At 58.8% G+C, this 14,656-nt stretch carries 12 protein-coding genes; 10 read left to right on the top strand and 2 right to left on the bottom strand.

What is annotated here, in order from left to right:
• Nucleotides 1-51: 51 nt before the first annotated feature.
• Nucleotides 52-855 (bottom strand): thermonuclease family protein, encoded by an 804-nt coding sequence (locus EE949_RS10115; protein ID WP_122664147.1) that lies wholly within the window; start codon nucleotides 853-855, stop codon nucleotides 52-54.
• A gap of 23 nt (nucleotides 856-878) precedes the next feature.
• A complete protein-coding gene (gene rpmE, locus EE949_RS10110) occupies nucleotides 879-1,106 on the bottom strand; it encodes a 50S ribosomal protein L31 (RefSeq protein ID WP_122664146.1) in 228 nt (75 codons plus the stop codon).
• Between the two features lie 176 nt (nucleotides 1,107-1,282).
• On the opposite strand from rpmE, the gene EE949_RS10105 reads away from it, so the two are divergent.
• From EE949_RS10105 to EE949_RS10055, 10 genes are all read left to right on the top strand, one after another.
• Nucleotides 1,283-3,502 (top strand): primosomal protein N', encoded by a 2,220-nt coding sequence (locus EE949_RS10105; protein ID WP_122664145.1) that lies wholly within the window; start codon nucleotides 1,283-1,285, stop codon nucleotides 3,500-3,502.
• Between the two features lie 264 nt (nucleotides 3,503-3,766).
• Nucleotides 3,767-5,503, top strand: coding sequence for an arginine--tRNA ligase (gene argS / locus EE949_RS10095; protein ID WP_122664143.1), 1,737 nt, complete (start codon nucleotides 3,767-3,769; stop codon nucleotides 5,501-5,503).
• 1 nt (nucleotide 5,504) lies between these two features.
• Complete coding sequence (locus EE949_RS10090) at nucleotides 5,505-6,185, top strand: SPOR domain-containing protein (RefSeq protein WP_122664142.1); 681 nt, start codon at nucleotides 5,505-5,507, stop codon at nucleotides 6,183-6,185.
• Nucleotides 6,186-6,412: 227 nt separating this feature from the next.
• Entirely contained in the window at nucleotides 6,413-6,943 is a 531-nt protein-coding gene (hslV, locus tag EE949_RS10085) for an ATP-dependent protease subunit HslV (RefSeq protein WP_027901992.1), read from the top strand.
• 68 nt (nucleotides 6,944-7,011) lie between these two features.
• Nucleotides 7,012-8,349, top strand: coding sequence for an HslU--HslV peptidase ATPase subunit (hslU, locus tag EE949_RS10080; protein WP_122664141.1), 1,338 nt, complete (start codon nucleotides 7,012-7,014; stop codon nucleotides 8,347-8,349).
• A gap of 136 nt (nucleotides 8,350-8,485) precedes the next feature.
• Nucleotides 8,486-8,863, top strand: a complete 378-nt coding sequence (locus EE949_RS10075) for a gamma-butyrobetaine hydroxylase-like domain-containing protein (protein ID WP_122664140.1) — start codon at nucleotides 8,486-8,488, stop codon at nucleotides 8,861-8,863.
• 340 nt (nucleotides 8,864-9,203) lie between these two features.
• Nucleotides 9,204-10,883 carry a class II poly(R)-hydroxyalkanoic acid synthase gene (gene phaC, locus EE949_RS10070; protein WP_122664139.1) on the top strand — a complete coding sequence of 560 codons (1,680 nt, stop codon included), beginning with the start codon at nucleotides 9,204-9,206 and terminating at the stop codon, nucleotides 10,881-10,883.
• Nucleotides 10,884-11,128: 245 nt separating this feature from the next.
• Entirely contained in the window at nucleotides 11,129-11,983 is an 855-nt protein-coding gene (gene phaZ, locus EE949_RS10065; protein WP_122664138.1) for a poly(3-hydroxyalkanoate) depolymerase, read from the top strand.
• Between the two features lie 156 nt (nucleotides 11,984-12,139).
• Entirely contained in the window at nucleotides 12,140-13,825 is a 1,686-nt protein-coding gene (phaC, locus tag EE949_RS10060) for a class II poly(R)-hydroxyalkanoic acid synthase (RefSeq protein WP_122664137.1), read from the top strand.
• Nucleotides 13,826-13,964: 139 nt separating this feature from the next.
• Entirely contained in the window at nucleotides 13,965-14,579 is a 615-nt protein-coding gene (locus EE949_RS10055) for a TetR/AcrR family transcriptional regulator (RefSeq protein WP_122664136.1), read from the top strand.
• Nucleotides 14,580-14,656: the final 77 nt, after the last annotated feature.

Genomic DNA, 14,656 nt, shown 5'->3' with positions numbered 1-14,656 from the left:
ACCGAATGCTATCGCGAGCAAGCTCGCTCCTACAGTGGGTTCAGCAACTAATCAGAGGGCTGACAGATCAAGCATTGCAGGATGGGTAATCGGCATCATCCAGCGTGCCTGGCCCTCTTTGAGACCACCGCGACGAGATCGGTCAACGACCCAGCCACGCGCCTCAATACGCTGGCCTTTCATACGATTCAGTTTTTTGGGGTCGAACTGGCTGACCAGATCAGGGGCGATACGCAGCACCAGCGAGCCTTGCAATTCAATCCACATGCCGCCGCCATTACGCTGTACATCGACGATTTGCCCGGAGACCAGCGCAAAACCGCCTTTATCGATCTGGCTTGCCGGTTGCACCGGCGAGTTACGCCAAAGACCAAGACCTGCCTGACGGGCGGCCCGCTCAGCAGCCTGCTGGCAATCCACCAGCGCTACGTTAGGCGATACGGCGACCAGATAACCCAGCCCCTCGCTCAACAGCTGCGCTTCGAGATTCGCGCCTTTGCGATCATAGACATTGGCAAGCACACGACCATAGTGATCCTTGCCCTGCTGACCCACACGCAAACTCACCGCGCCGTCGCTTTCGTCCACAAGGGTTTGCAGACGGCGCTTGGCAGCTTCGGCAAAAGGCTCGGCAGAGCGGCCTTTCTTGCCAGTCTCGGGCGTATTAAGGCCAACCATGCGAACGTTACGACCATCGACCAGGCGCAAGGTATCGCCATCAACCACCCGCTCGACCTGCGCAACAGGGAGCGAAGATGGCGCCGGGCACAAAGCCTGAGCGACGGGCAGCCAAATCGCGGCCACAAAAAAGGCGCCCGCAAGGGACGCCTTTTTAAGCAGCCTGGAAAAATCCATTGGACCTTCCAGAACGACCGACCTTACTTGGCAGCAGGCTTGGTCGCGCCGAACGCACCGAAGCGCGACTTGAACTTGTCAACACGGCCGCCAACGTCAAGAGTCTTCTGCTTGCCGGTGTAGAACGGGTGGCATTCGTTGCAAACGTCCAGGCTCAGAGGCTTGGCGAGAGTCGAACGGGTTTTGATGACATTGCCGCAGCTGCAAGTAGCGTCAATGGCTTCGTAAACTGGATGGATATCAGCTTTCATCGGTACTTCCTCGGGCTAGCGTGCCGCCATCCAACACTATTGTCGAATACCGCACGTAAATAGGCCGCGAATCTTACCAGACAATGCAAATCGCGCAAGCAAACCTTTAAGCCGGTCGTCCGCTTGCGTCTGCTAAGATCGCGCATCCGTCACATACCGTAACAGGGAAACCCCGCGTGCCCGACGCTATTCTGCGCCTTGCCTTGCCTTCGCCACTGCGGCGTCTGTTCGACTACCGAGCCCCCGCCGGAGTGCTGCGCAGCGCCTTGCAGCCGGGCATGCGCCTGCGAGTGCCCTTCGGCCGTCGGGAAATGATCGGCATTCTGATCGAGATCGCCGATCACAGCGAAGTGCCCGCAGACAAACTCAAGCCCGCCATCGCCCTGCTCGATGAGCAAGCACCTCTGCCGCCCTCACTGTTCAAACTGTGCCTGTGGACCTCTCAGTATTATCAGCACAGCCTCGGCGACACCTTGAGCTGGGCGCTGCCGGTACTGCTGCGCCAGGGTGAACCGGCGGAATCGCGCCAGGATCGATTCTGGCAGGTCGCGCCAAATGCCGGCGTGGACGACCCGCGGATCGCCCGGGCACCCAAGCAGCGTGAAGCCCTGATGACGCTAGCCCAGCATCCTCACGGCGTTGCCCATCAGGTGCTCAGCAAACTGATGCTTAATAAAGAAAGCCTGAACCTGTTGCTGGCCAAAGAGCTGGTGCAGGTCGAAGTGCGCAGCCATGCACCGTCGGCGCGGCACGAGCATTGGCTGGCGCAGCCGGAACTGCCGCTTAACACCGAACAACGCGCCGCCTGCGAGGCGATTCGTGCAGGGTTCGACAGTTTTCACGCATTCCTGCTAGCAGGCGTTACAGGCAGCGGCAAGACCGAAGTCTATTTGCAGTTGATCCGTGAAACCCTGGAAGCCGGTAAACAGGCGCTGGTGCTGATCCCGGAAATCAACCTCGGGCCCCAAACCCTGGCTCGCTTCGAGCAGCGTTTCAACGCACGCATCGCCTTGCTGCACTCTGCAGTCAATGACCGTGACCGGCTGGATGCCTGGCTGGCGGCACGGGACGGCGAGGCCGACATTATCATCGGCACCCGCTCGGCGCTGTTCACACCGATGAAGAACCCCGGTCTGATCATCATCGACGAAGAGCACGACGGCTCCTATAAACAGCAGGAAGGCCTGCGCTATCACGCCCGTGATCTGGCACTGGTGCGCGCCCGCCAGGAAAACATTCCCATCGTGCTCGGCTCGGCCACGCCCTCGCTGGAAAGCCTGCACAACGCTTACACCGGTCGTTATGGCCTGTTGCGCCTCAACCAGCGGGCGGGTGGCGCGCAGCAACCGAAATTCATGCGCCTGGACGTGAAAAGCCGGCCGCTGGACAGTGGTATTTCCGGACCGATGCAACAAGCTATCGGCCAGACCCTGGAGGCTGGGCAACAAGTACTGGTCTTCCTCAATCGTCGAGGTTTTGCACCGACACTGCTGTGTCACGACTGCGGCTGGCTGTCGGGCTGCCCACGCTGCGATGCGCGAATGACCGTGCATCAGCGCTCCGGCGAGTTGCGCTGCCACCATTGCGGTCATGTCGAACGCGTGCCGCGCCAGTGCCCGTCATGCGGCAAAGTGGATTTACGTCCGGTTGGCGCAGGCACCGAACGTGCCGAAGAGCGTCTGGCCATTCTGTTTCCGGATTACCCGGTACTGCGGGTCGACCGCGACAGCACTTCGCGCAAGGACGCTATGAATCAACTGTTCGCAACCATCCAGCGTGGGCAGCCGTGCATTCTGGTCGGTACGCAGATGCTCGCCAAAGGGCACCATTTCCCGCGTGTAACCTTAGTGTCGATTCTGGATGCAGATGGTGGCCTGTTTTCCGGGGATTTCCGCGCCAGCGAGCGCATGGCGCAGTTGATAGTCCAGGTCGCAGGCCGTGCCGGACGCGCTGAAGAGCCTGGCCGGGTCATCATCCAGACGCATCTGGCGGACCATCCGCTTCTGATTCAGCTCACCGAACAGGGTTACTTTGCCTTCGCCGAGCAAGCCTTGAGCGAACGTCGCGCTGCGGGCCTGCCGCCTTTTGCGCACCTGGCTCTGTTACGGGCAGAAGCGCACAAACCCGGTCAGGCCGAAGGTTTTCTTGATGAGGCCTGCGCCGAAGCCGAGCAATTGCTGGTCGACATGAGTCTGGGCGGTATTGAACTGCTGGGCCCGGTCCCGGCGCCGATGGAACGTCGCGCCGGTCGCTATCGAGCCCAGTTGCTGCTGCAGTCCAATGCTCGCGCGCCTTTGCACAAACTGCTCAGCGCCTGGCTGCTGGCCCTTGAGCAAATGCCGAGTGGCAGGCAGGTCAGATGGTCACTGGACGTGGATCCGGTGGATTTGTATTAGCCCTGACACCGGCGTTAAGAAATTTAACCCGATGGGTTGAAATGCTTTTCTGTTGGAGCGAGGCTTGCCCGCGAAGGGGTCGGCACATTCAATAAATCTTCGCCAGCTTGATATCGCCTTCGCGGGCAAGCCTCGCTCCAACAGACCGTAATTTACAACCGCACATCCAACGCGGTTGGCAAGGTGGCTCCGGCAACGGATAATGCCCAGTTTTTCCACCCGCGCATCCAGGCGCTGCCGCGCTTGCGGTCGAAAGAGAGCATCATGAAAGACACCATTCGCCAGCTGATCCAACAAGCCCTGAGCCAACTCGTCACCGAAGGCGTCTTGCCAGAAGGCCTGTCGCCAGTGATTCAGGTGGAGAATGCCAAGGACAAGACCCACGGCGACTTCGCCAGCAACATCGCCATGATGCTGGCCAAACCAGCCGGCATGAAGCCCCGTGATCTGGCCGAAAAGCTGATCGCCGCGCTGCCTGCCGATGAGCAGATCAGCAAGGTTGAAATCGCCGGTCCCGGCTTCCTGAACTTCTTCCAGAACACTCAGGCTCTGGCCGCACGCCTTGACGCTGCGTTGGCCGACGCCCAGCTCTCGGTGCGTAAAACCGGCCCTGCGCAGCGTACCGTGGTCGACTTGTCGGCTCCGAACCTCGCCAAGGAAATGCACGTAGGTCACCTGCGCTCGACGATCATCGGCGACGGCGTTGCCAGCGTTCTGGAGTTTCTCGGCGACACCGTTATCCGCCAGAACCATGTGGGCGACTGGGGTACGCAGTTCGGCATGCTGCTGGCTTATCTGCAAGAGCAGCCAGCCACCAGTGACGAGTTGTCAGACCTGGAAGACTTCTATCGTGCAGCGAAAAAACGCTTCGACGAATCAGAAGAGTTCGCCGACCGCGCCCGTGGGCTGGTGGTAAAACTGCAGGCCGGTGACGCTGAATGCCTGAGCCTGTGGACCAAGTTCAAAGACATCTCGCTGTCGCACTGCCAGAAAGTCTATGACCTGCTGAACGTCAAACTGACCCCGGCAGACGTGATGGGCGAGAGTGCTTACAACGATGATCTGGCCAACGTAGTTGCCGATCTGAAAGCAACCGGCCTGCTGGTTGAGAGCAACGGCGCGCAGTGCGTGTTCCTCGAAGAATTCAGAACAGCCGACGACACCCCGCTGCCAGTGATTGTGCAAAAGGCCGGTGGCGGTTATCTGTACGCGACCACCGACCTGGCTGCGATCCGTTATCGCAGTAACGTGCTCAAAGCCGATCGCGCCTTGTATTTCGTTGATCAGCGTCAGGCGCTGCACTTCCAGCAAGTCTTCGAAGTTGCACGCCGTGCAGGCTTCGTCCACGAAGGCATGCAACTCGAGCACATGGGCTTCGGCACCATGAACGGCGCCGATGGCCGTCCGTTCAAGACCCGCGATGGCGGCACGGTCAAACTGATCGACCTGCTTGAAGAAGCCAAGGAACGTGCCTACACCCTGGTGAAGGAAAAGAATCCGGAGCTGCCTGAAGAAGAACTGCGCACCATCGCCAAGGCCGTAGGCATCAGCGCGGTGAAGTACGCCGACCTGTCCAAGCATCGGGCCAGCGACTACAGCTTCAACTTCGATCAGATGCTCAGCTTCGAAGGCAACACCGCGCCATACCTGCTGTATGCATACACCCGCGTTGCAGGCGTGTTCCGCAAGCTGGGTACGCCGTTCGATGCCACCAAGGGCCAGATCGTCCTTGAAGCACCACAAGAGCAGGAGCTGGCTGCACGCCTGGCGCAGTTTGGGGAAATCCTCAACAACGTCGCTGAAAAAGGCACGCCTCACGTCCTGTGCGCTTACATTTATGACCTCGCCGGCCTGTTCTCCAGCTTCTACGAGAACTGCCCGATCCTGGGTGCCGAGAATGCCGAACAACAGCAGAGCCGTTTGCGCCTTGCTGCATTGACCGGCCGCACCCTCAAGCAAGGCCTGCAACTGCTGGGTCTGGAAACTCTGGAGCGCATGTAAGTTGGCTGCTGCGAAAAAGAAACCTGCTCCCAAGCGCGGCGCCAGCCGTTATCAGGCACCCGCGAAGAAGCCGATTCCTGGATGGCTGTGGCTGGCAATCGGTCTCAGCGTCGGTGCCTTCGTCGTTTTCCTGATGAAGCTCGAACCGGGCGGCGATGACATCAAGCGGGTCCGGGCCGATGCCAAGGCAGCAAAAATCGCCGAGGCGAACAAGACGCCTCCAAGCCCGACCGCGCCAGTGAAGCCCAAGTACGACTTCTACACGCTATTGCCGGAGTCGGAAGTCATCGTGCCTAACGAAGCCGTGCCGGAGAAAACCCCGCCACCGGTGGTTGCGCCGGTGACACCTGAGCAAGCCGCGAAGATCGACACTGCACGCGCTCAGGCAGCGCTCAGCGGCCTGACTCCGCCACCGGCACCGCCTGTGGCGAAACCGGCAGCGGTCACGCAGTTCTTCCTGCAGGCGGGCTCGTTCCGCAAGAAAGAAGACGCCGACAAGGTGCGCGCGCAGATCATCCTGCTCGGCCAGAGCGCAGCCGTTGAGTCAGGTACGGTCAAAGATGAAACCTGGTACCGCGTGCTGGTTGGCCCGTTCAGCAATCGTGAGCAACTGACCGTGGCCCAGAAGCAGTTGGCAAGCGGTGGTTTTAGTAACTTGTTGTTGCAGCAGCGTAGTAAATAATCTGCGAGAGAACACAACCTGTAGGAGTGAGCTTGCTCGCGATAAGGTCGGCACGACCTTCAAACAATGGTGGATTCACCATTTCACGACTGCTTTGCAGTCGATCGCGAGCAAGCTCACGCCTACAGTGGACGGCGCCACTCATCCCTCACGGTTGAAATCCCCTCCCACACCCCCATATGAGTTTTCACCAGGGCATTTTCGCCCCGCTGTGTGGAGACTCTCCCTTGACCACCATCGTTTCAGTGCGCCGCCACGGCAAAGTCGTCATGGCTGGCGACGGCCAGGTTTCTCTAGGCAACACCGTCATGAAAGGCAACGCCAAGAAAGTGCGTCGTCTGTACCACGGTGAAGTGATTGCCGGCTTCGCTGGCGCCACGGCCGATGCGTTCACTCTTTTCGAACGCTTCGAAGGGCAACTCGAAAAGCACCAAGGTCATCTGGTGCGTGCCGCCGTTGAACTCGCCAAAGACTGGCGGACCGACCGCTCCCTGAGCCGTCTGGAGGCCATGCTGGCGGTTGCCAACAAAGACGCGTCGTTGATCATCACCGGCAACGGCGACGTTGTTGAACCCGAAGACGGCCTGATTGCCATGGGCTCGGGCGGTGCTTTCGCCCAGGCTGCGGCTCGCGCCCTGCTGCAAAAAACTGACCTGTCGGCGCGTGAAATTGCCGAAACCGCACTACATATCGCTGGCGATATCTGCGTGTTCACCAACCACAACATCACCATTGAGGAGCAGGACCTCGCTGAATAAGCCTCGCCCTGGCCGCTGCAACCAGCGGCCATGCCGAACCTGAATCAGCTGGAGGACCGCCAAATACCATGTCAATGACTCCCCGTGAAATTGTCCACGAACTGAACCGCCATATCATCGGCCAGGACGATGCCAAGCGCGCCGTCGCCATCGCCTTGCGTAATCGCTGGCGCCGGATGCAACTGCCTGAAGAGCTGCGTGTTGAGGTTACCCCCAAGAACATCCTGATGATCGGCCCGACCGGTGTCGGTAAAACCGAGATCGCCCGTCGTCTGGCCAAGCTGGCCAACGCGCCGTTCATCAAGGTCGAAGCGACCAAATTCACCGAAGTCGGTTATGTCGGCCGCGACGTTGAGTCAATCATTCGTGATCTGGCCGACGCGGCGATCAAGCTGCTGCGCGAACAGGAAATCATCAAGGTTCGCCACCGCGCCGAAGACGCGGCTGAAGACCGCATCCTCGACGCCCTGCTGCCGCCTGCTCGCACTGGCTTTCAGGAAGAAGCCGCGCCGAGCAACGATTCCAACACCCGTCAGTTGTTCCGCAAGCGCCTGCGTGAAGGTCAGTTGGACGACAAGGAAATCGAGATCGAAGTCAGCGAAGCCGTTGGTGTTGATATCTCTGCCCCGCCAGGCATGGAAGAGATGACCAACCAGCTGCAAAGCCTGTTTGCCAACATGGGCAAGGGCAAGAAGAAGAGCCGCAAGCTCAAGGTCAAGGAAGCGCTCAAGCTGGTACGTGAAGAGGAAGCAGGTCGCCTCGTCAACGAAGAGGAGCTCAAAGCCAAGGCGCTGGAAGCCGTCGAGCAACACGGTATCGTGTTCATCGACGAAATCGACAAGGTTGCCAAACGCGGCAATGTTGGCGGTGCCGATGTATCCCGCGAAGGTGTACAGCGGGACTTGCTGCCGCTGATCGAAGGCTGCACGGTCAACACCAAGCTGGGCATGGTCAAAACCGATCACATCCTGTTCATCGCTTCCGGTGCGTTCCACTTGAGCAAGCCGAGTGATCTGGTGCCAGAGCTGCAAGGCCGTCTGCCGATCCGCGTGGAACTCAAGGCGCTGTCGCCGCAGGACTTCGAACGAATCCTCAGCGAGCCGCACGCGTCCCTGACCGAGCAATACTGCGCGCTGCTGAAAACCGAAGGCTTGAACATCGCGTTCGAAGCCGACGGCATCAAGCGTCTCGCCGAGATTGCCTGGCAGGTCAACGAGAAGACCGAGAACATCGGTGCGCGTCGCTTGCACACCTTGCTTGAGCGTCTGCTTGAGGAAGTGTCGTTCAGCGCCGGTGATCTGGCGACTGATCCGGATGCAGCGCCGATCCGCATCGATGCAGAATACGTGAACAGTCATCTTGGCGAACTGGCCAAGGATGAGGATCTGTCGCGGTATATTCTTTAACGCCGGACGCTCCCCCCCGTGGGAGCGAATTCATTCGCGAAAGGGCCATCACATCTTGCATCATCAGTGCCTGACACGACGCCTTCGCGAATGAATTCGCTCCCACGGTAATACGTTCGAACGTAACGGCCTTTACATGACCCGAATCCCCACCGCAATCCAGCTCCATAAAGCCTCGAAAACCCTGACTCTCAAGTACGGGCCGAACGAGGAATATCACCTGCCTGCAGAATTCCTGCGGGTGCATTCGCCGTCTGCCGAGGTTCAGGGCCATGGCAAGCCGATTCTGCAATTCGGCAAGCTGGGGGTTGGCCTGACCAAAGTCGAACCCGCCGGACAATACGCACTGAAATTGACCTTCGACGACGGTCATGACAGCGGATTGTTCACTTGGGAATACCTCTACGAACTGGCGCAACGCCAGGAAGACCTGTGGAGCGACTATTTGCTTGAGCTGAAAAACGCAGGCAAATCCCGCGACCCTTCCGAGCAAGTCATTCGGCTGATGCTCTAACCCTCGGCCCAGAGCCGCCCGGCGTTTTAGGACGCACTTTCTAATTCCTTTTGCTTGAATGTGCCGCGCAGCGGCCAATGACGGGTGCTGCTTGCGATTTTTCGCAATCTCGCGTAACCAATGGTTTTGGCAAGTTCCCTGCACCCTCGAATGCAGTTGAAAGGTTTGCAAGAAGTCGTCGCAAGGAGCGCAACTCTTCACGCGTCCACCGCGACGGCCACCTCTTAAGGGATAAGCGGTTTAGCCATCATCGGTCACCCGAGCAGTAGTACCGGCATCTGCCTGTGTCCACTGATTCACAGGGAAGCGGTACTCACCTCAGGACAATGGAGCGTCGTGAATGAGTAGCAGAAACAACGATGAGCTGCAGCAACAAGCCTCGGAACACACACTGGGTTTGAATCCGGTGGTTGGCCTGCGGCGCAAGGATTTGCTGACCACCGCCCGCATGGTTCTGCGCCAGGCGTTGAAACAACCCTTTCATAGCGCCAAACACATCGCGCACTTGAGCGTCGAACTCAAGAACGTGCTTCTGGGTAAATCAGCCCTGCAGCCTGCTCCGGAAGACAGACGCTTCAACGATCCGGCCTGGAGTCAGAACCCGGTTTACCGCCGTTACTTGCAGACCTATCTGGCCTGGCGCAAAGAACTGCATGACTGGATCGGCGACAGCAATCTTTCCCCTCAGGAAATCAGTCGCGGGCACTTCGTGATCAATCTGATGACCGAAGCCATGTCGCCCACCAATACCGCGGCCAATCCGGCAGCAATCAAACGCTTCTTCGAAACCGGCGGCAAAAGCGTTCTCGACGGTCTTTCTCACCTGGCCAAGGATCTGGTACACAACGGCGGCATGCCCAGCCAGGTCAACATGGACGCCTTCGAAGTCGGCAAGAGCCTGGGCACCAGCGAAGGCTCGGTAGTATTTCGCAACGACGTGCTGGAGCTGATTCAGTACAAGCCCATCACCGAGCAAGTGCATGAACGCCCCCTGCTGGTAGTGCCGCCGCAAATCAATAAATTCTATGTGTTCGACTTGAGCCCGGAAAAAAGCCTGGCGCGTTTTTGTCTGCGCAGTAACGTGCAGACGTTCATTATCAGCTGGCGTAACCCGACCAAGGCTCAGCGTGAATGGGGCTTGTCGACGTACATCGATGCGCTGAAGGAGGCCGTCGATGTGGTCACGGCCATCACCGGCAGCAAAGACGTCAACATGCTCGGCGCTTGCTCAGGCGGCATTACCTGCACTGCGCTGCTCGGTCATTACGCCGCATTGGGCGATCAGAAGGTCAATGCGCTGACGTTGCTGGTCAGCGTGCTCGATACCACGCTGGACACCGACGTCGCGTTGTTCGTCGATGAGCAAACGCTGGAATCGGCCAAGCGCCACTCGTATCAGGCGGGTGTACTCGAAGGCAGCGACATGGCCAAGGTATTTGCCTGGATGCGCCCCAACGACCTGATCTGGAACTACTGGGTCAACAACTACCTACTCGGCAACGAGCCACCGGTGTTCGACATCCTGTTCTGGAACAACGACACCACGCGCCTGCCCGCCGCCTTCCACGGTGACTTGATCGAGATGTTCAAGAACAATCCGCTGATCCGCCCCAATGCGCTTGAAGTGTGCGGTACGCCTATCGACCTTAAACAGGTCACCAGCGATGTTTTTTGTCTGGCGGGCACCAACGATCACATCACGCCGTGGGGCTCCTGCTACAAATCAGCACGACTGTTCGGCGGAAAGACTGAATTTGTGCTGTCCAGCAGTGGCCATATCCAGAGCATTCTCAACCCGCCCGGCAACCCCAAGGCCCGCTACATGACCAACAGCGAGTTGCCGGTCGATCCGAAGGTCTGGCAGGAAAACGGCACCAAGCACACCGATTCCTGGTGGCTGCACTGGCAGAACTGGCTGAGCGAACGCTCCGGCAAACTCAGAAAATCCCCGGCGATTCTGGGCAGCAAGGCTTTCCCGGCCGGGGAAGCTTCACCGGGGACCTATGTGCATGAGCGCTAAGGGCTGATGCGACGGGTGGGAGTCAGGAATGGCTGCCGATGGCCGTTACAAAGGAAGGAGCTATCTCGCGGCAGACAGAAAACCTGTAGGAGCTGCCGAAGGCTGCGAAGCATTTTCAGTCCCTTTCGCAGCCTTCGGCAGCTCCTACAGTAATCACTGACATTCCACATCGGCGCCCGGCCTCGGGCGATCTGGTCAAAGCGCAGGACAGCTTTCCCAGCGGTTTAACCCACAGGGCTTCGCGCATGCCGCAACCGTTTATTTTTCGCACCATTGATCTGGATGGCCACAGCATCCGGACTGCTGTACGCCCCGGCAAGAGTCACCTGACTCCACTGCTGATCTTCAACGGTATAGGCGCCAACCTGGAGTTGGTGTTCCCTTTCGTTGACGCGCTGGACCCGGACCTGGAAATCATCGCCTTTGATGTGCCCGGTGTCGGCGGCTCTTCGACGCCCAGCCGTCCTTACCGGTTTCCCGGTCTGGCGAAACTTGCTGCACGCATGCTCGACTACCTGGACTACGGTCAGGTCAACGCTATTGGCGTTTCATGGGGCGGCGCTCTGGCTCAACAGTTCGCTTACGACTACCCGGAGCGTTGCAAAAAGCTGGTGCTGGCGGCGACGGCTGCGGGTGCAGTGATGGTCCCGGGCAAACCGCGAGTGCTCTGGTTGATGGCCAGTCCCCGGCGTTACATCCAGCCGTCTCACGTCATTCGTATTGCGCCGGAAATCTACGGCGGTGCTTTCCGGCGTGATCCCCACCTGGCCGCCAACCATGCCGCGAAGGTCCGTTCGTCCGGCAAGCTGGGCTATTACTGGCAACTGTTTGCAGGCATGGGCTGGACCAGTATCCACTGGCTGCACAAGATTCATCAGCCAACACTGGTGCTGGCGGGCGACGACGATCCGCTGATCCCGCTGATAAATATGCGCCTCCTGGCTTGGCGGATCCCCAACGCCCAGCTACACATAATCGATGACGGTCATTTGTTCCTGATCACCCGCGCCGAAGCAGTCGCACCCATCATCATGAAATTTCTCCAGCAGGAACGTCAGCGCGCCGTGATGCATCCGCATCCGACACCCAGCGCACACTGATCATCACAGACACACGAGGATTCCCGGAACTGCACCAACGCTTCACCGACTGCGCCGTTTGAATGGAAGTTGTACGGCGCAGAACGACGCATGCCCTCAAGGGACGCGTCTGCACAGATGTATCGGTCGATGGCACAACGAAGGAGTGTTGCCCCCATGCGAGAACGATCAACAAAAGGCGCCGAGACCACACCGGCGACTTACATCAATGCACAAAGCGCGATTACTGGCCTGCGTGGCCAGGATTTGTTTTCGACGTTGCGCAAGGTCGCCGCCCAAGGCTTGCAGCATCCATTACGCAGCGCCCGGCACGCGCTAGCCCTCGGCAAGCAAGTCGGCCGAGTCATGCTGCTGGGCGAAACGCCCTATCAGTTACCTGCGCGCGACACCCGCTTCACAGACCCGACCTGGAGCCTGAACCCGCTGTATCGTCGCGGGCTACAGACTTATCTGGCATGGCAGCATCAGGTCAGACACTGGATTGATGAGACCGACCTGTCCAAGGATGATCGCGAACGAGCGCACTTCATCTTCTCGCTACTCAACGATGCTCTCTCCCCCTCCAACACCTTGCTCAACCCGATGGCGGTCAAAGAGCTGTTCAATAGCGGCGGCAATAGCGTGGTCAAAGGCCTTGGTCACATGTTCGATGACCTGCTCCACAACAACGGCTTGCCCCGACAAACCACCAAAGACGCTTTCGAAGTGGGTCGCACAGTGGCGGCAACCCAAGGTTCGGTGGTATTTCGCAACGAACTGCTGGAGCTGATCCAGTACAAGCCGATGAGCGAAAAACAGTACGCCAGGCCGCTGTTGATCGTGCCGCCGCAAATCAACAAGTTCTATATCTTTGATCTGAGCCCGGCCAACAGCTTCGTTCAGTATTGCCTCAAAAATGGTTTGCAAACGTTCATGATCAGCTGGCGTAACCCGGATGTGCGGCATCGAGAGTGGGGGCTTTCCACCTACGTTCAGGCCACAGAGGAAGCAATGGCCGTGTGCCGGGCCATCACCGGCGCAAAAGAAGTGAATCTGGTCGGTGCCTGTGCTGGCGGGCTCACGATTGCTGCGCTGCAAGGACATTTGCAAGCCAAACGCCAGTTGCGCAAGGTCGCCAGCGCCACCTACATGGTCAGCCTGCTGGACAGTCAGATCGAAAGTGCCGCGACGTTATTCATCGATGAAACGACCCTGGAGGCGGCCAAGCGGCGCTCCTATCAACAAGGTGTGCTGGACGGCCGGGACATGGCGAAAATCTTCGCCTGGATGCGCCCGAACGATCTGATCTGGAGTTACTGGATCAACAACTATCTGCTGGGCAAGGCACCGCCCGCTTTCGACATTCTGTACTGGAACAACGACAGCACTCGCTTGCCTGCTGCGTTGCACGGCGACCTGCTGGACTTCTTCAAGCACAACCCGCTGACTCACCCTGGCGGGCTGGAAGTTTGTGGCACGCCTATTGATCTGCAGAAGGTAACCGTGGACAGCTTCAACGTCGCGGGCATCAACGACCACATCACCCCTTGGGATGCGGTCTATCGCTCGACCCTGCTGCTGGGCGGCGACCGACGCTTTCTGCTCTCCAACAGTGGTCACGTGCAGAGCATTCTCAACCCGCCGGGCAACCCCAAAGCCAACTACGTCGAGAACGGCAAACTCAGCAGTGATCCACGGGCATGGTATTACGACGCGAAAAACCATGAGGGTAGCTGGTGGCCAACCTGGCTGGAATGGATACAGGCCCGCTCAGGCACCCAGCGCGAGACCCAGATGGCGTTGGGCAACGCTACTTACACGCCCATGGAGGCTGCACCGGGGACTTATGTGCATGTTCGGTAAAGTGCCCGACACTAATCCCTTGTAGGAGCTGCCGAAGGCTGCGAAAGCGGTGTGTCATGAATGCCCGATTCGCAGCCTTCGGCAGCTCCTACAGGTGTATACATTTCCCTTCGAAATCATCTGCCAACAAGAAGACCGGATGAAAACCCGCGACCGAATCCTTGAATGTGCCCTGACGTTGTTCAATCAGCAGGGTGAGCCTAATGTTTCCACGCTGGAAATTGCCAACGAACTAGGGATCAGCCCCGGCAATCTTTACTACCACTTTCACGGCAAGGAGCCGTTGGTGCTCGGCCTGTTCGAGCGTTTCCAGGCAGAGCTTTCGCCACTGTTGAACCCACCCGAAGATGCACAACTGGCCGCCGAGGATTACTGGTTGTTCCTGCACCTGATCGTTGAGCGGTTGGCGGCTTACCGCTTCCTGTTTCAGGACTTGTCCAACCTGGCGGGGCGATTACCCAAACTGGCTCGCGGTATTCGCAACCTGCTCAATAGCCTCAAGCGCACACTGGCGTCGTTGCTGGCTCGCCTGAAGGCTGAGGGCCAGGTCGTCAGCGATACCCAGGCCCTGGGGCAACTGGTGGAGCAAATCACCATGACCCTTCTGTTCTCGCTGGACTACCAACGGATTCTGGGTCGCGAAGCTGAAGTGCGGGTGGTGGTCTACCAGATCATGATGCTTGTCGCGCCACACCTGACGCAGGGTTCACGGCATGCGGCGCAGCAATTGGCGATGCATTATCTGGAGAATTGAAATGCATTTTCTGTAGGAGCGAGCTTGCTCGCGATAGCGCCAACACAGTCGATATATTCATCGACTGACAGACCGCC

Origin of the sequence: Pseudomonas viridiflava, from assembly GCF_900602065.1 — a bacterium.
Lineage (GTDB): Bacteria > Pseudomonadota > Gammaproteobacteria > Pseudomonadales > Pseudomonadaceae > Aquipseudomonas.
Note: the sequence above shows the minus strand (reverse complement) of the source record. Positions and strands in the feature narration are given on the sequence as shown.

Coding starts and splice junctions, on each gene's coding strand:
- EE949_RS10115 (WP_122664147.1), bottom strand. CDS start 855: ATGGATTTTTCCAGGCTGCTTAAAAAGGCGTCCCTTGCGGGCGCCTTT.
- rpmE (WP_122664146.1), bottom strand. CDS start 1,106: ATGAAAGCTGATATCCATCCAGTTTACGAAGCCATTGACGCTACTTGC.
- argS (WP_122664143.1), top strand. CDS start 3,767: ATGAAAGACACCATTCGCCAGCTGATCCAACAAGCCCTGAGCCAACTC.
- hslU (WP_122664141.1), top strand. CDS start 7,012: ATGTCAATGACTCCCCGTGAAATTGTCCACGAACTGAACCGCCATATC.
- EE949_RS10075 (WP_122664140.1), top strand. CDS start 8,486: ATGACCCGAATCCCCACCGCAATCCAGCTCCATAAAGCCTCGAAAACC.
- phaC (WP_122664139.1), top strand. CDS start 9,204: ATGAGTAGCAGAAACAACGATGAGCTGCAGCAACAAGCCTCGGAACAC.
- phaZ (WP_122664138.1), top strand. CDS start 11,129: ATGCCGCAACCGTTTATTTTTCGCACCATTGATCTGGATGGCCACAGC.
- phaC (WP_122664137.1), top strand. CDS start 12,140: ATGCGAGAACGATCAACAAAAGGCGCCGAGACCACACCGGCGACTTAC.
- EE949_RS10055 (WP_122664136.1), top strand. CDS start 13,965: ATGAAAACCCGCGACCGAATCCTTGAATGTGCCCTGACGTTGTTCAAT.